The following is a 20,786-nucleotide window of genomic DNA, read 5'->3' on the forward strand; positions in this document are numbered from 1 at the left end:
AACAGACCTTTTAAGTGAAGAGGTCTGTTAATGATTTTAAATCTTATTTAGCAAACACATGATTACCAATTACTGCTACTGTTTGACGTGTCGTAATCCACTTGTCCGTTGATGTTTTTGGATTGTAGAAATAAATCCAGTCTGAATCTACTCCATTTGTGGAGATAGCCTCTTCTACAGCCATTTTTGCTTCTGCACTTGCAGGTTGATTAATTCTTCCATCTGTAACAGGAGTAAATGCATATCCGTATTTAATAGGTTCATAAATAACGCCTGTTATTGTATTTGGAAAACCTTTTGCATTTACACGATTTAGTATAACTTTGGCTACTGCTACTTTTCCTTTATAGGATTCGCCACCTGCTTCAGCGGTAACTAAGCGTGCCATTAAGTCTTTTTCTTTTTGTGAAATACTTGAGTTGATTTTTAAATGTTGTCCTGTATAAAGCTTGTTTCCGACTGTATTGTTCATTTGTTTTATAGATTGGACAGTGACATTGTAACGCTTTGCTATCGTTTCTAATGAATCTCCCGGTTGTACTTGATAAATAATTTGTTCAGAAATGTTCGCAGGCTTGGCATTTTGAGGAACAGTGATTTCATTTGATTTCACGGACCCTGGAATATGTAACTGTTCGCCAATAAAGGTTTTATCGTTTCCTTTATTATTAGCCTGTTTAATGGATTGTATTGAAACTCCGTATTGTTTACTAATGCCCCAAAGTGTATCGTTCTTTTTTACTGTATGAATGGTAGAAGCTTCAGCTGTACTTTGACTACATACGAATGTAATTGCGGCCGCAGATAAAGGAATTATATGTTTTATTTTTAGTAATTTCATTGTAAATCCTCCTAAGAAAAAATTAAGGTGAAACGATTAAGTAATGTAGTTTGAAATGTGTATATGCGTAATATATTAATGTAAGTATATTAGCACATATAAAATAAATAATCACTATAAGTTTCATATTCGTTTAGTGTAGAGTCAGAATATGAAATATTGCATATGAAAATACATTGAAGTTCATATTTCTGATTACTATAATCTATTTAGTAGAAAGGGAATACGTTATAGAATTAATCATTATAGATTAATATAATGATTAATAATTATTAATAGGAGGATTGATGTAATGAAAATATTTCAAAAAATGTGTGCGTCAACTGTAATCATTACAACACTTTTAGGAACAGGAGGCACTATCAATAGTGTATATGCTGATTCTATAGAACAGCAGAGTAAATTAGGGATAGAACAAGAAACAGATAAGCAAATCATTGTAAAATTTAAAGCGGATTTGGATTTGCCATATGAAGATGGTATTGAAAAGCAAATACAATCTCAAACGAATGATAAAATAATAAAAGATCTTTTGACAGAATATCCAGATGTAACATTTACTCGTTTATTCACATCTGTAAGCCCGGAACAAATACAAAACCTTGAAGTGAAAGCACCTAATCATGTATCTACAAGTCTATTAAACTACTATATTCTTCAAAATCAAAATAGTGGGTATGAAGAAGAAATAGTAGATAAGTTAAAGGCATCTTCTTTAATAGAAGATGCGTATATGAAGAAACAAGAGAAAATAATGCCACCTGAAGTGCAATCATCAAGTGTAGCTCTTAATCCTAATAACAATCCTAGATTTAAAAAACAAGGTTATCTTGAAGCAGCCCCATACGGTATTAATGCGCCTTTCGCCTGGGGAATTCAAGGCGGTAATGGAAATGGTATTACTTTTGTTGATATGGAATACGGATGGCTATTAAATCATGAGGATTTATTACATCAAAATATTGAATTAATGTCTGGAAGAAATATAGATCAGCATGTCGGTCATGGGACGTCTGTACTAGGAATTGTATCCTCTGAGGACAATGAAGTCGGGAATATTGGGATTGCGCCAAAAGCGAAAGCAAAGGTTATCTCTCAAATAAGAGATAACGGACAGTATAATACGGCTGATGCAATATTAAGCGCTGTAAATCAGTTAGAAGCTGGGGATGTTTTATTATTAGAGGCGCAAGCATCCTTTGATGGATATGGTGATAAATATTTACCTGTTGAAGTACAACCAGATATTTTTGATGCAATTCGTGCTGGTACAGATAAAGGGATTGTAATTATAGAGGCTGGAGCAAATGGGTGGAATGATTTAGACCAGTTCAAAGATAGAAAAGGTAAGCAAGTCTTAAATCGTAATAGTAAAGATTTTAAAGATTCGGGTGCAATTATGGTAGGCGCTGGCTCTTCATCTTTCCCTCATGAACGTATGTGGTTTTCGAATTATGGAAGCCGTATTGATGTGTACGGATGGGGAGAAAATGTAGATACAACTACAGCTGAACAAAGTAGAAGTGCTGTAAATCTATATACTTCAAGCTTTAGCGGAACATCTAGTGCCTCGCCAATTATTGCTGGGGCAGCGACTTTAGTACAAAGCATTGCTAAAGAAAATTTAGGACAACCATATAGACCTAGTGAACTAAGAGCAATATTAAGCAACCAGAGCACAGGAACAAAATCTAAAGATCCATATGCAGATAAAATTGGTGTTTTACCAGATTTGAAGTCTATACTAGTAAACTTAGGCTATGAACAAAGAAAACCAAACGGTGGGAATGAATTACAAGTAACAGAAAATGAACCAAATAATGAGCCTAGACAGGCAAATAAAGTTAACTTTCATACACCGGTGAAAGGAATGCTACATAATAGTGATAGAGTAGATGTATTTACTTTCCAAATTGACTCGCCGGAAAATATTAATATTTCTCTATTAAATGAACAAAATATCGGAATGACATGGGTACTTCATCATGAATCAGATTTAAATAACTATGTAGCATATGGTGAAAATGAAGGCAATGTAGTTAAAGGAACTTATAATGCAAAGCCAGGTAAATATTATTTATACGTCTATAAATATGAGAATACAGATGGTTCATACGTATTGAACATAAAATAAGTAAAAGGAACTTCAGATGAAGTTCCTTTAAATTTTTCTAATTTAGTATATGTGAATGATTTTTTAACTTTACTTCTATGCAATATTTCATATTGATGAAATGTTATTTATTTTTTCTGAACTAGCTTATATTATATTCAATAAGTTTGATATAAAAACAGAAAAAGAGAGGGATAATAATGAGCAATAAGAAGTTAATTTTGAAATTATTCATATGTAGTACAATATTTATCACATTTGTATTTGCTTTACATGATAAGCAAGTAGTTGCAGCTAGCTCTGTTAATGAGCTTGAAAATTGGTCGAAATGGATGCAACCTATACCTGATAATATCCCGTTAGCACGAATTTCAATTCCAGGAACACACGATAGTGGGACGTTCAAGTTGCAAAATCCGATTAAGCAAGTATGGGGAATGACGCAAGAATATGATTTTCGCTATCAAATGGACCATGGAGCTCGCATTTTTGATATAAGAGGACGTTTAACAGATGATAATACGATAGTTCTTCATCATGGGCCATTATATCTTTATGTAACACTGCATGAATTCATAAACGAAGCGAAACAATTTTTAAGAGATAACCCGAGTGAAACGATTATTATGTCTTTAAAAAAAGAGTATGAGGATATGAAAGGGGCAGAAGATTCATTTAGTAGTACGTTTGAAAAAAATTATTTTGTTGATCCTATCTTTTTAAAAACAGAAGGAAATATAAAACTTGGAGATGCTCGTGGGAAAATTGTACTACTAAAAAGATATAGTGGTAGTAATGAATCTGGAGGATATAATAATTTTTATTGGCCAGATAATGAGACGTTTACCACAACTGTAAATCAAAATGTAAATGTAACAGTACAAGATAAATATAAAGTGAGTTATGATGAGAAAGTAAAATCTATTAAAGATACAATGAATGAAACGATGAACAATAGCGAGGATTTAAATCATCTATATATAAATTTTACAAGCTTGTCTTCTGGTGGTACAGCATGGAATAGTCCATATTACTATGCCTCTTATATAAATCCTGAAATTGCAAACCATATAAAACAAAAGAATCCTGCGAGAGTAGGCTGGGTAATTCAAGACTACATAAATGAAAAGTGGTCACCATTATTGTATCAAGAAGTTATAAGAGCGAATAAGTCATTAATAAAAGAATAAAGATGATGAGAGTGAGAAGCGATAAAATATATCGCTTCTTATTTCTTTTCCAATAACCAACAATATAAATTGTACTTTTATAATAGAAAAAAATAAAAACATAAGATATAATCATACATATAAAATTTGTACCTATAAATTTTATATGTATGATTGAATTTGATTTGTTGTAATGAAATGGAGGTATATACTATGAAGTTTCCACATGATTTTTTATTCGGAGCTGCTTCAGCTTCTTATCAAGTAGAAGGTGCATGGAATGAAGATGGAAAAGGTGTTACGAATTGGGACGAGTTTTCAAAAATTCCTGGCAAAACATACAATGGAACAAATGGTGATGTAGCTGTTGATCATTATCATCGATATAAGGAAGATGTTCGCTTAATGGCTGAGATGGGATTAGAATCGTATCGTTTTTCTATTTCTTGGGCGAGAATATTGCCGACTGGAGATGGAAAGGTAAATGAAAAAGGGATTGAATTTTATAACAACTTAATTGATGAATGTTTAAAATACGGGATTGTGCCGTTTGTCACTTTATATCATTGGGATTTACCATTACCGTTAGAAAAAGATGGTGGATGGACGAATAAAAGAACAGCAGAGGCTTTCGTAAAATATGCAGAAACTTGTTTTAAGGCATTTGGTGACAGAGTTAAGCATTGGATTACTTTTAATGAGACCGTAATGTTTTGTGGATTAGGTTATTTAAAAGGTGCACATCCACCAGGAATACAAAATGATGTTCCAAAGTATTTTCAAGCGACTCATTATGTATTTTATGCACACGCGAAAACAGTTGCGGTGTACAAGCAGCTGAAACAATATGGTGAGATTGGGATTACACATGTTTTCTTACCAGCTTATAGTGTGGATGATCAAAAAGAAAATATACAAGCAGCAAATCATGCGAATGAATATGAAACGTATTGGTATTATGATCCAATTTTAAAAGGCGAGTATCCGTCTTATGTTGTACAACAATTAAAGGAAAAAGGATGGACTCCTAATTGGACGGTTGAAGAATTAGAAATCATTAAACAAAATGCAGAAGAAAATGATTTTATTGGCTTGAATTATTATCAACCAATACGAGTAGAAAGATACGATATGGATATAAAGAGTGAGGAACATTCTCGAGAAAACTCAACGCTTGCTCCAGGTAACCCTTCTTTTGATGGTTTTTATCGAACAGTTAAAATGGATGATAAAACATATACAAAATGGGGATGGGAAATATCTCCCGAAGGTTTCTTAGAGGGAGTGCATATGTTGAAAGCGCGTTACGGTGACATAAAGATGTATGTAACGGAAAATGGACTTGGTGATGAAGATCCAATCATTGACGGAGAAATTGTAGATGTTCCGAGAATTAAATTTATTGAAGCGCATTTAAAAGTAATGAAGCGTGCAATTGAAGAGGGAATTAACTTAAAAGGTTATTATGCATGGTCAGTGATTGATCTTTTAAGTTGGTTAAATGGATATAAAAAGCAATATGGCTTTATTTTTGTCGATCATAATGATAACTTAAAACGTAAGAAGAAACTTTCGTTTCATTGGTATAAACGTGTGGTCGAAACGAGAGGGGAAGAGTTATAACAGATAAAAGCGTATTTTAGGAGAAAGTGTATGAGTGCAAAGTATAAACAAATTGCAGATGTGTTAGAGCAAAACATTCGAGATGGGCTTTTTAATGAAACGAAAAAACTACCTACAGAAGAAGCGTTGATGAATCGATTTGAAGTAAGCCGTAATACGATACGTAAAGTAATTAGTCAGCTTGTGAATAGAGGTTATATTTTTCAAGTGCAAGGTAGTGGCATGTTTTTACGCGAAACTTCTGTAACAGATTACATTAATTTAGGAAGTTTACGTGGATTAACGAAAAATCTTGTTTCACAAAATATTGAAACGAAAGTGTTAGAGCTGGAAGTAATAGATGCGGACGAAGAGATAGCAAAGCGGATGCAATGCGAAGCTGGAACTAGGTTGTATTTTTTGAAGCGCTTAAGAATTGTAGATGCTAAACCATTCTCTATTGAAGTAAGTTATTTCAAAAAGGATATTATTCCATATTTGAACGAAGAAATAGCATTAAGCTCTGTATACAGTTATTTCATTGAAGATTTACGATTAAATATTGGTTTTGCTGATAAAGTTATTAGTTGTGAAAAAGTAAATAAAGAAAATGCACAGCTTTTAGAATTAAATGAAGGTGATCCGGCGCTTCTTATTGAAAATACAGTGTATCTTGTAAATGGAACAATTTTTGAGTTATCTCAGTCGATGTTTCATTATGAAAAGGCGAAACTTTTAAATCGAATTAATTTTAAATGAAAAATTATCGTGTGAAAAAAGCAACTGGTCCTAAGTGATCAGTTGCTTTTTATTTTTTAAGTGGATGAGCAAAAAAACATGAAAGTGGTTGGTCCGCTTTTTGTAAACATCTATTATGATAAGAGAAGAAAGGTAGTATGTTATCGACGTTTTAAAGAGGAAGGTTTTTATGTAAGTTCTTTAATTAAAATAGATGGGTCTTAGAGAGGTGAAAAGACAATGAGTTTTGCAATTTCACTAGTCGTTATTATTGTAATTGTATCGCTATTTGGGACTGTACTAGTTGCAAGAAACGTGGAGGAGAATTACGGTAAGTCTACAAAAAGAAATGTGAAAAACTTATCTGCAATCTATATTCTTCTTCTTTTTGTTCTACTGGCCGGGGTAACATGGTACGCGGTAATGATTTAATAGTTTGTAAAAGAATTGAAATGAGAGTATGAAGTTGGAATTTCAGAAGCTATTGAGTAATCAGAAAGAGAACCATTTTGGATATATCCATTTACGGATAAGAAAATGTGACTAATTAATACTATTTTTACGGTGAATACTGTTAGTAAAAAATGAGGATAGTTCGTTTTGAAAGGAGGAAACTAGATGGAATGGAAACCAAATCGTGCAGATAAGACACCTGTATATAAACAAATTGCGGATTATATTGAAAGAGGCATTTCTTCAGGTGAATTTCCTTCTGATAGTAAGTTACCTTCTGAGCGTATGTTAGCAAAGGAATTACAGGTGAACCGGAGTACAATAGTAGCTGCGTATGAAGAATTAAAATCACTTGGAGTAGTAGAACGGCAAAAGGGAAGCGGAACACGGGTCAATACAGACATATGGGGTGTCTCACATAAACGAATACCGAACTGGGGTAGGTACGTGGAGGATGGATCGTTCTTACCTAACGTACCACTCGTTCAACAAATTCGAACGGAAACACAAAAAGATGATTTAATTAATTTAGCAAGCGGTGAACTGTCACCAGAATTAATTCCAAGTGATAGATTTCGAACAATTTTGTCGGAGAAAACATTTATGGAAAACCTCGGTTATGATCATCCACTTGGAAATGAGATGTTGAGAAAAACAATTGCAGCACATGTTCAGCAATATAAACAAATTGAAGCAGATTCAAGCTCTATTCTTATTACGTCAGGAGCACAACAGGCGCTTAATCTTATCGTTCAATGTTTATTAAAACCTGGTGATGCGATCGCGATTGAAGATCCTTCGTATTGTTTTTCGCTTCCAATGTTTAAATCGGCCGGTTTGAACATATTTCATTTACCTGTTGATGAGCATGGAATGAATCCAGATGACTTAATCGATTTGCACAAAAAGCATCGCATTCGTATGGTGTTTTTGAATCCAGATTATCAGAATCCGACGGGGACTGTGCTTTCATTAGCGAGACGTAAAAAAATTTTAGAACTGTCTTCTGAGTTCGGTATACCAATTGTAGAAGATGATCCGTATAGTTTAATCTCTTTTAATGGAGAAGTGAACCCGACATTAAAATCAATGGACCAAAATGGAAATGTTCTTTATATAAGTTCATTATCAAAAATTGTTGCATCAGGATTACGTATTGGATGGATAATTGGTCCTACACGTGTAATTGAGCGTTTAGCAGATGCAAAGCAACAAGTTGATTTTGGCCATAGTGTATTTACGCAGTGGGTAGCAAATCAATTTTTAGAATCAAAGGATTTCCATAAACATATTACGATACTTCGTGGACAATTGAAGCAAAGAAGAGATGTATTAATTGCAGAGCTTGAAGGAACATTGGGAGACCGAGTTGAATGTTTCGTGCCAGAGGGTGGAATACATGTATGGTGTAAAGTGAAAGGAAAGTTTGATGAATATCACTTATTAGGTGAATCTATACAGAATGGTGTCGCATTTGTTCCGGGCAGTGTTTTAGGTTCGAAAAATGAATATATACGATTTACGTTTGGTAGAGCGAATATAGAACAAATTCAACTTGGAATTAAACGGTTTGCCGACACGCTAAATGAGATTTCATAATATGGATGTGTGATAGTGAAATGAGGGAAAGAAATGAAGTACGTGACGCTTTTACTTCAAGTAGGCGTGCTATATGTATTTAGCCTAGTGGGTACGTGGATTCAAGGAGTATTCCATCTATCAATGCCAGGAAGTTTAATAGGGATGTTAATACTGTTCCTGCTTCTTTCCACTCGCGTTTTACCGTTAAAATGGTTTGAGTTAGGTGCGGAAAAGTTAATCGTATTTTTACCGTTATTTTTAATCCCTTCGACAACAGGGCTCATGGAATACGGGTCTTTTCTTTTCAGTAAGGAGAGTATTATATTCTTTTTAGTAGTTGCAAGTACTGTAGTAACTTTGATTGTTTCAGGGTATATAAGTCAATTATTAATAACAACAAAAAAATAAAATCGACAAGGTGCACGATTCAAATGGTCTTAATTATTATTACTGTAGCAATTTATTTCTTGGCGACAAAGCTATATAAAAAATTTACGTTTGCATTTACGTTACCGGTGTTAACAGTTACGGCAATTATGATTTGTTTATTTTTCATTTTTGGTATTTCTCATCATGAGTATAGGGAAAATGGAGGAGACATTCTTTCAAGCTTATTGAGCCCTGCAATTGTAGCATTAGCCATACCTCTATTTAAAGAGCGAAAGATACTTATGAAAAATTTTTTATCGATACTTATTGGAGTAGTGATAGGTATAGTGGCTGTAACGAGTATGAATGTAGTGATTGGCGGAATTTTAAATATAGATAAGGAACTTATATTAACTACTTTACCACAGTTAGCAACGATGCCTATTGCCCTATCATTAGCGGATCAAATTGGTGGTATTCCATCTATGACTTCTAGTTTTGTAGTTGTTGCAGGAATAACAGGCGCTATTATCGGACCAACAGTACTTAAGTTTTTCAGTATAACAAGTACGATTGGAAAAGGAGTTGGAATGGGCTGTGCATCACATATTATCGGTGTGAGCCGTCTCGTGAAGGAAGGCGAGAAAGAGGCGACAATCGGTTCGGTAACGATGATTGTAACTGGAATACTCATTAGTATACTAATACCGTATGGAACGAAATTTATTTTTTAAATGTAATGGAGATGATAACAATGACAACATGGTTTATAGTTACATTATTTGTTTTTGGAGCTATTAAAGTATTAGTTTCTAGCATGCCCACTTCTGTTGTGGAATCAATTATTAGTAAATTTGAATTGCATCAAAAGCTTGAGGCGGAAAATACTTCTATATCGATAGATGGAAAAAATATAGAGGGAGAAATGAAACTACAAGTTATTCATGAATTTAATGAGGCTTTGTTTTTAGATAAACATTATTTCCCGCCGCACGGAGAAGGGACACCCATAGTCATTGATACGAAGAAAGGGAATAAAGAGATTAGATTTTCGCTATATAGCTATGAAGAACATGTTGATGTCATTAAGCAATATAAGAAGAAAGTCGTTGCCTATCGTTTACGCTCTAAAAGCCTTCAAACATTGGCACCATTAGCAATAACGGAAGAGTATGCTTAAGAAGGGACCTATAATGGTCTCTTTATTTTTTTATCCAATTATATACGTTCCAAATAAAAGAATGAAAAATCATATAACCAAATAAAGAATATGTATGGTTCCAATTCGCGTTATGTACAAATAAACCTAAACTTTCAGCAATCTGTTCAAAAAGGCTAGCACAAATACCGATTGAAATAATAAATAAAGTTCTAGAAACTTTAGATAATTTTTTTGAAATGTGTATAAAGATAACTGTTAAAATCGGCAGTACGAACAATGTAAAAGCTATATTAACCGAAAATGTGGATGAGAAGGGCCTAGCCGGAAAGGAATATATTTGTTTATGAACAAAAAAAGCATCTAAGCAAGTTCCAATAATAGAAGAGAGAAAGATTGTAACTACTAATGCTAGAAACTCATTCTTCTTCTCGGAGGAGGACATTTTTCTTTGCGAGAATGGCGAGTTCAATTTTTTCGAGTGTTTTGCAGTAGTCTTCTGTAATTTGTCCATTTATATTTTCCTCCTTATCAACTAAGTAATTTACAACTTGCCAATCGGTAAACCAATCTTCACTGTCAACTTCTTCATGCTTCATATCTCGCCATGCATAGATGAGTGCAGGGCTGTATATGCGATAAGCGCCATTTCGTAACTGGCATTTCTTTATTCGGCGCTTATAAAACTCACGGGAAAAAGATTCATTTACACTTGAAAATAAATGGGGCCAGTAATCTTTCCTTGATCCTGTATGTGGATGGTGTTGAGCCCAGCTTATTATTTGAGATAAAACATGTGTATCTCGAAATAATAATGAGTACAATCTTTTTCCAATTAATATCCGTTCATGTAAGGAAGTGAAATGTTTCATTGTATCACCAAATAGTAATACTTTTTGTTTCTTATCATTTTCGTAGAATGGGAAAAGAATATGATTAAACTGAAAGAAATCAAAGAGTTTAAATCCAATACTATTTAGTACAGTCTTTTTAAATTGTACATTTTGAATCACTCTTTTTTCTAAGTAGTTTTGTTCATTAACAATAGTTGCAATCGCTAATGTTTTTTTGTTGCCTGTTTTCCAAAAATCGTTCCACATCGTTTCCATAAATGTAGAAACATTTAGGTGAGGGAGAAGGTGAAATAACTTTTGTGATCTCTTTACACTTTGTTCGTAAAGTAAAAATTGAGGGTATACATCTTGGAAAATAAGCCAATTCCCTCTTTCTAAAAAAGAAAAAAATATGAATTGATCTTTCTCTGATAAAATTCTCGTATATAAATCCCCCTTTAAATCAGTCATATTCCAACCGCCGTTACGTGATACCATATGTCCAAGCAGTGCCCAATGTATTTCTGGATATTGAATGTAAAATTGGTAGTATGCGCGTGTTCTTGTAACATTATTTTTATTTAGTTGTTCTGTTTGTATTTTAATTTTGTTGATGATGAGTTGTTCTTCTTTCGTTAATTTATACATGGTGTCAGAAGGAATAAGCTTGCTTTTTTGTTTTAATTCATTTTTTACGTCGAATAGGGAGAGAGGCAGTGCTTTGGAAGGTCCGTTATATGTATGATTTGAATTGCTTCGGTCCATTCCGTTACCTCCCTTTTTCATAAATTTAAACATGATTATTGGCTATGAATCATTCTATTTATTTTATTACGAGTATAAGAAATAAATGAGCGGTGTTTTTTTACAAGGAATTTATTTATCATGCAAACAGTATGGAAAATCTTACTGTTGTGAGGTGAAATGAAAAACAGAAACTAAGTTTAATAGTTTCTGTTTTTTTATTTTGTCAATTAAATGTAACAAACGACGATTATGATTTGAATCAATTGAAAATAATTCAATAAATATTATTTAAATTGAGATGTTTCGTAGGAGGAAAAGGAATGTTAAATAAAATAATTTTAATTACTGGTGGTACAGGTTCGTGGGGGCATGAACTTATAAAACAACTATTAGAAAAATCACCGAAAGAAATTAGAGTTTTTTCAAGAAATGAAACGGTTCAGTTTGAAATGCAGCAACAGTTTATAAATGATGATAGGCTAAAATTTATTATTGGAGATATTCGTGATAAAGATCAACTAGTCTATGCATGCCAAGGTGTACATTATGTATTCCATCTTGCAGCTTTAAAACACGTTCCAGTATGTGAGTATTATCCTTATGAAGCTATAAAAACTAACATACATGGTACGCAAAATGTAATTGAAGCCTCTACACAGATGCAAGTTGAAAAAGTTATATATGTTTCAACGGATAAAGCAGCTGATCCATCAAATACGTATGGGATGACAAAAGCAATTGGTGAAAAATTAATGGTTCATGCGAATATACAAACGAAGAAAACAAAATTCATTTGTGTTCGTGGTGGAAATGTTTTAGGAACGAGTGGAAGTGTAGTACCGCTTTTTAAACAACAAATTAAAAGATCTTCAGAAGTAGGGATTACCGATGCGAATATGACTAGATTTTTCTTAACAGTTGAAGATGCTGTTGGATTGTTATTTAAAGCCGTATATCAAGGTAGAGGCGGGGAAATCTTTGTTATGAAAATGCCGGCATGTAAAATAACAGATTTAGCGGAAATATTAATTGAAGATTCAAAAAAAGAAAATATTAAGGTGAAAGAGGTAGGGATAAGACCGGGTGAAAAATTAAGTGAAATGCTTCTATCTGAGGTAGAGAGTAAAACAAGTATAAGTTTTGATCAAAATTATTTTGTGGTACTACCGACGATTCCTATCGAAGGACTTCAAGAATATTATTCTAGCTATCCGCTAGTGGATGTGAAGAGTTTTAGTTCTCAACAAGATTTACTTGCAAAACATGAGGTGAAACAAATGCTATTAAAAGGAGGGTTTTTGCGATGAAAAAAAATGCGAGCCTTTTAATAACTGGTGCAAATGGTTTCACAGGCCGCCATGCTTGCCACTATTTTTTAGAGCAGGGCTTTCATGTAATTCCTATGTTTCAAAATCGTGCACATAGAGAAAAAATTAGAAATGGTATTACGTGTAATTTAACTAATAAGAGCGAAGTAATGAAGGTAATGAAACAAATAAAGCCAGACTACGTATTGCATTTAGCGGGAAGGAATTCGGTTATAGAATCTTGGACAGCTGCTCTTGAGTATATAGAGATTAATGTAATAGGAACGTTATATTTATTAGAAGCAATTAAGCAAGAAGCCTCGCATTGTAGAACATTAGTTATAGGATCTGCTTTGCAAGCAGATAGTATGAACGAAATGAAAATTTCAAATCCATATAGTTTAAGTAAAACGATGCAAGTCATTATTGCAGAGGCTTGGGGAGGATTAATGGATTCAAATATTATCATTGCAAAGCCCTCAAACTTAATTGGTCCAGGGGTATCGAATGGTATTTGTTCGATTCTCGCAAAGAAAATAATAGATATAGAATCAGGTAGAAGTAAGGCTATTATCGAAGTAAACAGTTTGAAAGATAGTAGAGATTTTCTAGATGTACGTGATGCGGTCAAAGCGTATCATGTGTTATTACGAGATGGAATAAATGGAAAACAATATAATATCGGATCAGGAGTAAAACGATCTTTATTAGATGTACTAGAACAATATAAAGAATTAACACAGCTAAATTTTTTTATAGAGGAAACAGAGAAAAGTGGGAGCGACTCAAATGAGAGTTTAGCAACAGAGGAAATAAAAAATTTAGGTTGGATCCCAGAAATTGAATTTCATCAATCATTAAAAGATGTACTTGAGTATGCGAAGTGTAGTGACATCTGCGTGCAATGAAAAACAAAAAAGGGTGTAAGAAATATATGAATGGTTATGAAGTAATAGATAATCAAAATACGCTATTTCTTTCAATTGTTGATACGCTGGACTGGAGAGATGAAGAAGCGCATGTATTGCTTATTTATGAGGCAATACATAAATATCAAGCGTATGTAGAAGAAAAAAGGGTTAATCGAATAAAGTCAGCATTAGAGACGGAAACTAGATATGTGATTCAAATCTTTGCTCAATACGAGTGTAGTGAGTATGGAAATGATTTTTATGAACTCATTAACGATCTTTTACAAGATATAGAGGTGGAGTTAAAGATTTATATAAAAAATAATAAGTTTATTTACATTTAAAAGGTAAAGAGAAAGCTAGATTTTTAATAATAAAGGTGGGTATAAGTTATGAGCAAAACGATTCTTTTTACTGGGGGCGGTACAGCCGGACACGTTATGATTAATATTGTATTAATTCCTAAATTTATAGAGAAAGGCTGGAGAGTCGAGTATATTGGATCCAAAAATGGAATTGAAAAATCATTAGTGCAAAATGTTAAATACAATAGTGTTTCAACGGGAAAGCTTAGGAGATATTGGGATTGGGAGAATTTTAAAGATCCTTTTAAAATTATACGCGGTTGTTTACAAAGTTATAATTTAATTAAGAAAACAAAGCCTGACGTTATCTTTTCAGCAGGAGGATTTGTTTCAGTTCCTGTAGCTATAGGAGCATGGTTAAATCGTGTGCCTATAATTATACGTGAACCAGATAGCACATTAGGGCTTGCCAATAAAATAGCATTACCTTTTGCTACAAAGCTATGCACAACATTTCCTCAGACAGGAGAAAATGTAAGTAATGAGAAGAAGGTTTATGTAGGACCAATTGTAAGGGAAGAAATTGAGAAGGGTAACGTATTACGAGGAAGAAGATATTGTGAATTTCAGCAAGATAAACCAGTATTATTAATTATGGGTGGGAGTCAAGGTGCTAAGTGGATAAATGATATGGTAAGGGAATGTTTAGATACAATACTATTAAACTTTAATATTATTCATATATGTGGTAAAGGAAAGGTAGACCCATCTATTGGCATGGAGGGGTATATGCAATTTGAATATATAGGCGACGAGTTGCCGCATATACTAAATATGGCAAGTGTTGTAGTTTCCAGAGCGGGTTCTACTGCTATTTCTGAATTGTTATTTTTGAAGAAACCGATGTTGCTTATCCCGTTAACTAACAGTTCCAGTAGGGGAGATCAAGTTTTAAATGCTGAATATTTTTCACGGCAAGGATATGCTGAAGTTATACTCCAAGACAGAGTAAGTACGAATACATTTATACATGCAGTAAATAAGTTGTATACAAATAAGGAGAAATATATTCAAAACATGAATGGATATAAGAAAACAAATGATGAGGGAATTCATCAAATAATAGATATAATAAATGAAGTGGTGAAGTAATAGAAATGTAAATAGAAAAACAAAAGGAAAGAAGGTATCTTCTTTCCTTTTTGCTATATTTGTTCTAATTAGTTATGTACTATGGGTGAATGCCGTTTTCTAATAGCTCAGTAAATGCATGAATATGAATAGGTTTACTGTAATAATAACCTTGAATAAACTGACATTTATTTTTTTGAAGGAAATTTACGTGCTCTTTCGTTTCTACACCTTCAGCAATGACAGACATTCCTAATGTATTTGCTAATGTGATGATCGTTTTAATAATTTCCATTCCATCATCACATGTTTCAGACATTGTAATAAATTCTCTCGGGATTTTTAACGTATCAATTGGATACAAAGGTAAGTAGGCTAGCGAAGAATAACCTGTACCAAAATCGTCGATAGAAATGTGAATCCCTAAACTTTTTAGTGTACGCAGTTTTATCAATGTTTCTCGCTCATCCATCATTGCAATTCGCTCTGTTAATTCAAGATCAAGAGAGCTTGCTGGTAAACCTGTATTTGTTAAAGTAGAAGAAATAGATTTTACAAAATCCTCTTGTTCAAATTCCTTAGCAGATAAATTTACACCTATTTTTAAATGTGAATATCCGAGTGCGTGCCAACGTTTCATTTGTTTACAAGCCTGCTCTAATGTCCATTTACCTATTGAAATAATTTGTAGTGTTTCTTCTGCAATCGGAATAAACTCGTATGGAGAAATAATACCTAATTCAGGATGATTCCACCTAATTAAAGCTTCTGCACCGATAATTTTATTAGATTCACTATCAACTTGAGGTTGATACAAAAGGAACAATTCTTCATTTTGTAGTGCGTTTGGTAAATCTTTTTCTAATCGCAATCGTCTTTCAATTTTTTTAGCGATTACATCGTCATAAATAGATACAGAGTTAAGTTCTTTTGCTTTTGCATCATACATTGCAACATTAGCGTTTTTCAGAAGTGTAGCGGTATCGATTCCGGAATGTGGATAAATAGCGATGCCGATACTCAGTGATAAAGTTAATTTATGCTCATGTATGATAAATGACTTTTTCATGCATTTAAATAATTGGTTACATAATTGGAATAAGTAATCTTCGTCAGTATAGTTTTCAATTATGATTGTAAATTCATCGCCACCGATTCTTGAAAGATGAGTATGTGATGGAAGACATGATTGGAAGCGCTTTGCTACTTCTTCTAATATGTAGTCTCCTGATGAATGTCCAAGTGTATCGTTAATTGCTTTAAAGCGATCTAAATCTAAATATAATAATGCAAACTCGCTTTCTGTTATTTCAGCATTTTTTATAACTCTCTTTAATTTCTTATGGAAAAAGGCACGGTTACCAATTTTCGTTACAGTGTCATGGAATGCTAAATATTTTATTTCTTCTTGCTGTTTTTTTAGTGCAGTAATATCTTTCACCATAATATAGCTTCCTGAAATTTGTCCGTCTATTATAATAGGAATGATTGTAACGTATAAAAAATAAGTAAAGCCATCTTTATATTGAGAACTAAGTTGTAAGGATGCCGATTCTTGTTGTTTCACTTTCTCTAACGCCAATGCTAGCTTATGCTTATCTTCATCTAAAATAATCGAAAAACAAGTTTCACCGAGTAACTCATCTGTTGGTGCTCCAAGTAGTACACTCCCAGCCTTATTTACATTTAAGAATATTCCATTTAAATCAATGGTGAAAATAGGGTCAGGATGATATTCATATAATGATTTGAATTTTTGTTGTTTTTGAGAAAGAGCCTCTGATTTATGAACTAAATCAGAAGTCCGTAAAGTAACTTTTTCTTCTAGTTGGGCATTAAATGCCTGCAAACGTTTTGTTAAGGAATTGTTTTGCATACGTACGATAGAATGACGAATGAGTACGAAAATAAAAGTAATACAATTTCCTGTAATGAGAGTTGAAGATGATGTTTGTTCTTTTAATGTAAACCCGATTAGTATTGCAACAGCAAGATAGGGAAATACAACTAAAGCTTTTTTTCCTATTATAGGGTTTACAAGGAAATAATTTTTATGGCTATTATGATCTTCTGAAATAGAGCCAGCTATTGCAATAAGTAATATAGGTATTCTATATAAAAGACGTAATAATATTATCGTTTCAGTTGATAAGTGGTTATTTAAGTAAAAATAAATATAGTTAAAAGTTGCAGAACTTATTAATACAAAAATAAAGATATAAATTTTCCGTTTGGAATTAAAAATTGTTGGACGGAAAAAGAGACTAACACCTAGCAGTAGAAATAATAAATCTGCAATTGGGTATAAAAATGAAAGGAAAACATCTCCTAGTGAAAGAGCGAATATATTTAAATTTGGTTGATTAAATAAATACCATTCTAATGTAAATATGGAAGTAAGCACTATGCATATATCACAAATAAAGAACGCTTTTTCCCATTTATTGCATTCCTTTAAGATTTTATAGCAGAAAGCGATAAGACAGAAAAATAGAAAAAACATGTAAAATACATCAGAAACCGTAAAACGATGTATTGGAATTTCGAAGAAGCTATCTTGATATGTATATACTATTTTCCCTAATAAAAAACTACCAATTGCTATTGTAATACATATCCAAAACGGATTTGAACTGACTTTTTTAGAATATATAGAGTAAATCAGTGATACAAATGTAATGGCTTCAACGACAAGTGAAGCGAAGCGTACATCTGAATTTGAAAAATGAGTAGGGAACAGATAGAAAAACATAAAATAGATTGAATAGCATATTAATGTTCCGATTAATATACATAATTGTAAATTTTTATTTAATTTCAATGAAATCACCTTCTTTAATTATGCACTATGTTCGTTATATCTATACATAATAATATTATTTAAGAATTGTATCAGATTTCCTTATAAAAATCATGTTTATAAGGAAAGTGTTAAAGAGTGTAAGTATTCTTAAAGTTGAAAAAATATTGCAGTTGATAGTATAGACTGTATCAAGACTTTAAATAGAAATTGTATATTTAGTCATCCTTTGAATTGTAAAGTTTTTTTAGTGATTTGTAAGTGGAGATGCAAAATTGCATATAAAATGATGAGTATCTTTTTTTTGTGAGCTTTTTATTTTTAATCTGAAGATTAATATTTGTGAAAATGTTGAGAAAAGATATAAAATAAGAACGTGTATTCTTACAGAGTGGAATAGTATTGCCACTAAATAGGGAGGCTTTTTTATGATATATCGAATTAAAGATGCAGAAATATACTATGAAATTGTGGGAGAGGGTAAACCGGTCATTATCATACATGGCTGCGCCCCTGACCATAGGTTAATGATGAAATGTATGGAATCAGTATTTCAGAAATATGAAGGTTATAAGCGAATATATATTGATTTACCTGGAATGGGAAAATCGAATGCTCCAAATTGGATAAATAGTTCAGATCGTATAGTAGAAGTGCTTATCACATTTATTGAGGAAATCATTTCTACTGAAAAATTTTTATTGGTAGGAGAATCATATGGAGGCTATTTAGCCAAAGGTATACTTGCAAAGATGTTTGAGAGAGTTAGCGGATTACTATTAGTATGTCCTGTTGTTGTAGCGGAGCCAGAAAAAAGGATTCTTCCAGATAAACAGGTAATTGTACAAGATGAGGAATTTTTAAATACGCTCACTTCCACAGAAAGAGAGGAGTTTTGTGAGTTAGCTGTAATAGCAAATGAATATACATATAAGCGATTTAAAGAAGAAATTAAGCCTGGGTTAGATGTTGCTAATTATGAATTTATTGAAAGGTTGCAAAAGAATTACTCTCTTACTATGGATTTTCAGCATGAAAAATATGAAAATCCCGTTCTTTTACTGACTGGAAGACAAGATATATCAGTAGGTTATCAAAATATTATAGAAATTATTGAAGAATATCCAAGGGCAACATTAGCAGTGTTAGATATGGCAGGGCATAATTTGCAAATTGAGCAGCCTGAATTATTTGAGAGTTTAGTAGGAGAATGGATTAGACGAACAAATCAGCACAGTTTATAAAGTATTTTAGTATTACCCTAAGTGTTGAAATGGGATAAATGAACGTGATTTATTAACTTATCTCGCTATTTGCCGGGCAGCCCGATTAGTGAGGGCTGATTAAAGTTTCACTTTATAAAAAATTTTAAGGAGAAATTATGAGCACATATATTTATATGGTTAGACATGGTGAATCACCAAAACTAGAAGGAAATGAAAGAATGCGTGGATTAACTGAGAGGGGACATATGGATGCCCGTAGAGTAACTGACATATTAAAAGCGGAGAGGATTGATACTTTTATTTCCAGTCCTTATAATCGGGCTATGCTAACGATAGAGGAGTCAGCTAATTTCCATGAAAAAGAAATAGTAGTATATGAAAATCTTAAAGAGTGTATGTTTTCAAGTGAGGATCAGGTTATATCAGACAAAGAGGTGTATCCACTTGTACAGAAGATGTTCTCTAATCCGGACTTTGCACGAACGGAAGGAGAGTCATATGCAGATTGCCAGAGAAGAGTAGTGAAAGTATTAAAAGAAATCTTAATGGATTTTCGAGGATGCAAAATTGTAATTGGTACACATGGGCTTGTCATGACATTAATGATGAACTATTTTGATAAACAATATGGTTTTGAATTTTTAATGAATACGTCAAAACCGGATATATATAAGATGGAATTTAAAGAAGAACAATTAATGAATGTAGAGAGATTATGGAAAGCTGAATAAAATTAGTTGCATGGATTTTGTTGTAAAAGTTATTTTTATAGCAAAGTCTTTTTTTGAATAGAAAGCATCTTTATCAACTATTGTTAGAATGTTAAATAAATAAGTAATTATTCAGTCTTTGAATAAATTATGGAGAAATTGGTTTAGGGAAACAATTTTAAATGTGTCAAAATTCCAAACGTTGGATTTATATTCAATAGGAGAAAAAGATGTAGAATTTTGTCTTACAGTCCCCGTTTACTTTTCATTTCATTACATATAGGCTTTGTGGTGTAAGGGAGGACATTGCCTTTACGTAAAATCTATAAGGAGGTCATTGTAATGAAACAGATTAAAAAGTTTGCGGGAGTTGCTTTAGCGGGGACGATTGGATTAAGTGGATTACTGTTTTTAGAACCAAGTGTAAGCGTTGCGGAAGCACAGCAAGTGAAAGTAGAAAATTTCAATACAATTGATGTAACGATGAATCTAAATGAATTGTATGTATTAAGTGGCAGAAGCATTGATATTCTTTCTGGAGATAAAGAAGCAATTCAGTTAAATAAATACACAATTAGTTTTAATAAACCTGGGAAGTATGTGATTAAAGTAAATGGCTGTATTTATGATGATGTATATACTTTTATTGTAAATGAGTAGTATATATTCTTAAATTGCGAGATAAAAACAGAAACACCCTATTTGCGATGAGAGTCGTAAATAGGGTGAATTTATTTGTATTAAGCTGTACTTTAAATATGTTCACTAATTTTCTTTTTGTTATGTAAAAG

Annotated in this window: 20 protein-coding genes; 16 read left to right on the forward strand and 4 right to left on the reverse strand. The window is 32.6% G+C overall.

Annotation, left to right across the window (positions count from 1 at the left end; all coding sequences use genetic code 11):
• Window positions 1-43: 43 nt before the first annotated feature.
• On the reverse strand, window positions 44-841 hold the full coding sequence (locus ACTFRM_RS18755; RefSeq protein WP_000771005.1) for a cell wall hydrolase: 798 nt from the start codon (window positions 839-841) through the stop codon (window positions 44-46).
• A gap of 292 nt (window positions 842-1,133) precedes the next feature.
• Between ACTFRM_RS18755 and ACTFRM_RS18760 the strand changes: the two genes are divergently transcribed.
• The 9 genes from ACTFRM_RS18760 (at window position 1,134) to ACTFRM_RS18800 (ending at window position 10,046) form a co-directional block, all read left to right on the forward strand.
• A complete protein-coding gene (locus tag ACTFRM_RS18760) occupies window positions 1,134-2,975 on the forward strand; it encodes a S8 family peptidase (RefSeq protein ID WP_000689195.1) in 1,842 nt (613 codons plus the stop codon).
• 179 nt (window positions 2,976-3,154) lie between these two features.
• Window positions 3,155-4,144 carry a phosphatidylinositol diacylglycerol-lyase gene (gene plcA, locus ACTFRM_RS18765; RefSeq protein ID WP_000066288.1) on the forward strand — a complete coding sequence of 330 codons (990 nt, stop codon included), beginning with the start codon at window positions 3,155-3,157 and terminating at the stop codon, window positions 4,142-4,144.
• Window positions 4,145-4,336: 192 nt separating this feature from the next.
• On the forward strand, window positions 4,337-5,746 hold the full coding sequence (locus ACTFRM_RS18770; RefSeq protein WP_320480867.1) for a glycoside hydrolase family 1 protein: 1,410 nt from the start codon (window positions 4,337-4,339) through the stop codon (window positions 5,744-5,746).
• A 30-nt stretch (window positions 5,747-5,776) separates the two neighbouring features.
• Entirely contained in the window at window positions 5,777-6,484 is a 708-nt protein-coding gene (locus ACTFRM_RS18775; protein WP_001274912.1) for a GntR family transcriptional regulator, read from the forward strand.
• A 219-nt stretch (window positions 6,485-6,703) separates the two neighbouring features.
• Window positions 6,704-6,895 (forward strand): hypothetical protein, encoded by a 192-nt coding sequence (locus ACTFRM_RS18780; protein ID WP_000006458.1) that lies wholly within the window; start codon window positions 6,704-6,706, stop codon window positions 6,893-6,895.
• A gap of 186 nt (window positions 6,896-7,081) precedes the next feature.
• Entirely contained in the window at window positions 7,082-8,515 is a 1,434-nt protein-coding gene (gene pdxR / locus ACTFRM_RS18785; protein ID WP_000454965.1) for a MocR-like pyridoxine biosynthesis transcription factor PdxR, read from the forward strand.
• Window positions 8,516-8,548: 33 nt separating this feature from the next.
• Entirely contained in the window at window positions 8,549-8,905 is a 357-nt protein-coding gene (locus ACTFRM_RS18790; RefSeq protein WP_173600396.1) for a CidA/LrgA family holin-like protein, read from the forward strand.
• 23 nt (window positions 8,906-8,928) lie between these two features.
• Complete coding sequence (locus ACTFRM_RS18795) at window positions 8,929-9,600, forward strand: LrgB family protein (protein WP_000242939.1); 672 nt, start codon at window positions 8,929-8,931, stop codon at window positions 9,598-9,600.
• Between the two features lie 20 nt (window positions 9,601-9,620).
• Complete coding sequence (locus ACTFRM_RS18800) at window positions 9,621-10,046, forward strand: YfmQ family protein (protein WP_000214634.1); 426 nt, start codon at window positions 9,621-9,623, stop codon at window positions 10,044-10,046.
• Between the two features lie 22 nt (window positions 10,047-10,068).
• On the opposite strand, the gene ACTFRM_RS18805 is transcribed toward ACTFRM_RS18800, so the two are convergent.
• Together ACTFRM_RS18805 and ACTFRM_RS18810 are read right to left on the reverse strand one after the other, a co-directional pair.
• Complete coding sequence (locus ACTFRM_RS18805; protein WP_440043479.1) at window positions 10,069-10,470, reverse strand: CBO0543 family protein; 402 nt, start codon at window positions 10,468-10,470, stop codon at window positions 10,069-10,071.
• Window positions 10,445-11,623: a DUF2515 domain-containing protein gene (locus ACTFRM_RS18810; RefSeq protein ID WP_059303505.1), complete on the reverse strand. Its 1,179-nt coding sequence runs from the start codon at window positions 11,621-11,623 to the stop codon at window positions 10,445-10,447. The genes ACTFRM_RS18805 and ACTFRM_RS18810 overlap by 26 nt, the downstream gene beginning before the upstream one ends.
• A 302-nt stretch (window positions 11,624-11,925) precedes the next feature.
• Between ACTFRM_RS18810 and ACTFRM_RS18815 the strand changes: the two genes are divergently transcribed.
• Genes ACTFRM_RS18815 through ACTFRM_RS18830 form a run of 4 tightly spaced genes read left to right on the forward strand, consistent with a single transcriptional unit; the run spans window position 11,926 to window position 15,280 of the window.
• Window positions 11,926-12,912: a UDP-N-acetylglucosamine 4,6-dehydratase family protein gene (locus ACTFRM_RS18815; RefSeq protein ID WP_000932609.1), complete on the forward strand. Its 987-nt coding sequence runs from the start codon at window positions 11,926-11,928 to the stop codon at window positions 12,910-12,912.
• Entirely contained in the window at window positions 12,909-13,820 is a 912-nt protein-coding gene (locus ACTFRM_RS18820) for an NAD-dependent epimerase/dehydratase family protein (protein WP_000739078.1), read from the forward strand. Before ACTFRM_RS18815 ends, ACTFRM_RS18820 begins: the two co-directional genes overlap by 4 nt.
• Complete coding sequence (locus tag ACTFRM_RS18825; RefSeq protein ID WP_002164458.1) at window positions 13,817-14,167, forward strand: DUF6572 domain-containing protein; 351 nt, start codon at window positions 13,817-13,819, stop codon at window positions 14,165-14,167. The genes ACTFRM_RS18820 and ACTFRM_RS18825 overlap by 4 nt, the downstream gene beginning before the upstream one ends.
• 48 nt (window positions 14,168-14,215) lie before the next feature.
• Window positions 14,216-15,280, forward strand: coding sequence for an undecaprenyldiphospho-muramoylpentapeptide beta-N-acetylglucosaminyltransferase (locus ACTFRM_RS18830; RefSeq protein WP_000047562.1), 1,065 nt, complete (start codon window positions 14,216-14,218; stop codon window positions 15,278-15,280).
• A gap of 79 nt (window positions 15,281-15,359) precedes the next feature.
• Here ACTFRM_RS18830 and ACTFRM_RS18835 read toward each other — a convergent pair whose 3' ends face one another.
• A complete protein-coding gene (locus ACTFRM_RS18835) occupies window positions 15,360-18,080 on the reverse strand; it encodes a sensor domain-containing protein (RefSeq protein ID WP_000773557.1) in 2,721 nt (906 codons plus the stop codon).
• A gap of 407 nt (window positions 18,081-18,487) precedes the next feature.
• On the opposite strand from ACTFRM_RS18835, the gene ACTFRM_RS18840 reads away from it, so the two are divergent.
• The 3 genes from ACTFRM_RS18840 (at window position 18,488) to ACTFRM_RS18850 (ending at window position 20,655) form a co-directional block, all read left to right on the forward strand.
• Window positions 18,488-19,303 carry an alpha/beta fold hydrolase gene (locus tag ACTFRM_RS18840; RefSeq protein ID WP_000640334.1) on the forward strand — a complete coding sequence of 272 codons (816 nt, stop codon included), beginning with the start codon at window positions 18,488-18,490 and terminating at the stop codon, window positions 19,301-19,303.
• Window positions 19,304-19,440: 137 nt separating this feature from the next.
• Window positions 19,441-20,016 (forward strand): histidine phosphatase family protein, encoded by a 576-nt coding sequence (locus ACTFRM_RS18845; protein WP_000109179.1) that lies wholly within the window; start codon window positions 19,441-19,443, stop codon window positions 20,014-20,016.
• A gap of 321 nt (window positions 20,017-20,337) precedes the next feature.
• Complete coding sequence (locus tag ACTFRM_RS18850) at window positions 20,338-20,655, forward strand: hypothetical protein (RefSeq protein ID WP_000809495.1); 318 nt, start codon at window positions 20,338-20,340, stop codon at window positions 20,653-20,655.
• Window positions 20,656-20,786: the final 131 nt, after the last annotated feature.

The sequence above is a fragment of the Bacillus cereus group sp. MYBK227-1 genome (assembly GCF_051916325.1).
GTDB lineage: Bacteria > Bacillota > Bacilli > Bacillales > Bacillaceae_G > Bacillus_A > Bacillus_A cereus.

Coding starts and splice junctions, on each gene's coding strand:
- ACTFRM_RS18755 (WP_000771005.1), bottom strand. CDS start 841: ATGAAATTACTAAAAATAAAACATATAATTCCTTTATCTGCGGCCGCA.
- ACTFRM_RS18760 (WP_000689195.1), top strand. CDS start 1,134: ATGAAAATATTTCAAAAAATGTGTGCGTCAACTGTAATCATTACAACA.
- plcA (WP_000066288.1), top strand. CDS start 3,155: ATGAGCAATAAGAAGTTAATTTTGAAATTATTCATATGTAGTACAATA.
- ACTFRM_RS18770 (WP_320480867.1), top strand. CDS start 4,337: ATGAAGTTTCCACATGATTTTTTATTCGGAGCTGCTTCAGCTTCTTAT.
- ACTFRM_RS18775 (WP_001274912.1), top strand. CDS start 5,777: ATGAGTGCAAAGTATAAACAAATTGCAGATGTGTTAGAGCAAAACATT.
- ACTFRM_RS18780 (WP_000006458.1), top strand. CDS start 6,704: ATGAGTTTTGCAATTTCACTAGTCGTTATTATTGTAATTGTATCGCTA.
- pdxR (WP_000454965.1), top strand. CDS start 7,082: ATGGAATGGAAACCAAATCGTGCAGATAAGACACCTGTATATAAACAA.
- ACTFRM_RS18790 (WP_173600396.1), top strand. CDS start 8,549: ATGAAGTACGTGACGCTTTTACTTCAAGTAGGCGTGCTATATGTATTT.
- ACTFRM_RS18795 (WP_000242939.1), top strand. CDS start 8,929: ATGGTCTTAATTATTATTACTGTAGCAATTTATTTCTTGGCGACAAAG.
- ACTFRM_RS18800 (WP_000214634.1), top strand. CDS start 9,621: ATGACAACATGGTTTATAGTTACATTATTTGTTTTTGGAGCTATTAAA.
- ACTFRM_RS18805 (WP_440043479.1), bottom strand. CDS start 10,470: ATGTCCTCCTCCGAGAAGAAGAATGAGTTTCTAGCATTAGTAGTTACA.
- ACTFRM_RS18810 (WP_059303505.1), bottom strand. CDS start 11,623: ATGGACCGAAGCAATTCAAATCATACATATAACGGACCTTCCAAAGCA.
- ACTFRM_RS18815 (WP_000932609.1), top strand. CDS start 11,926: ATGTTAAATAAAATAATTTTAATTACTGGTGGTACAGGTTCGTGGGGG.
- ACTFRM_RS18820 (WP_000739078.1), top strand. CDS start 12,909: ATGAAAAAAAATGCGAGCCTTTTAATAACTGGTGCAAATGGTTTCACA.
- ACTFRM_RS18825 (WP_002164458.1), top strand. CDS start 13,817: ATGAAAAACAAAAAAGGGTGTAAGAAATATATGAATGGTTATGAAGTA.
- ACTFRM_RS18830 (WP_000047562.1), top strand. CDS start 14,216: ATGAGCAAAACGATTCTTTTTACTGGGGGCGGTACAGCCGGACACGTT.
- ACTFRM_RS18840 (WP_000640334.1), top strand. CDS start 18,488: ATGATATATCGAATTAAAGATGCAGAAATATACTATGAAATTGTGGGA.
- ACTFRM_RS18845 (WP_000109179.1), top strand. CDS start 19,441: ATGAGCACATATATTTATATGGTTAGACATGGTGAATCACCAAAACTA.
- ACTFRM_RS18850 (WP_000809495.1), top strand. CDS start 20,338: ATGAAACAGATTAAAAAGTTTGCGGGAGTTGCTTTAGCGGGGACGATT.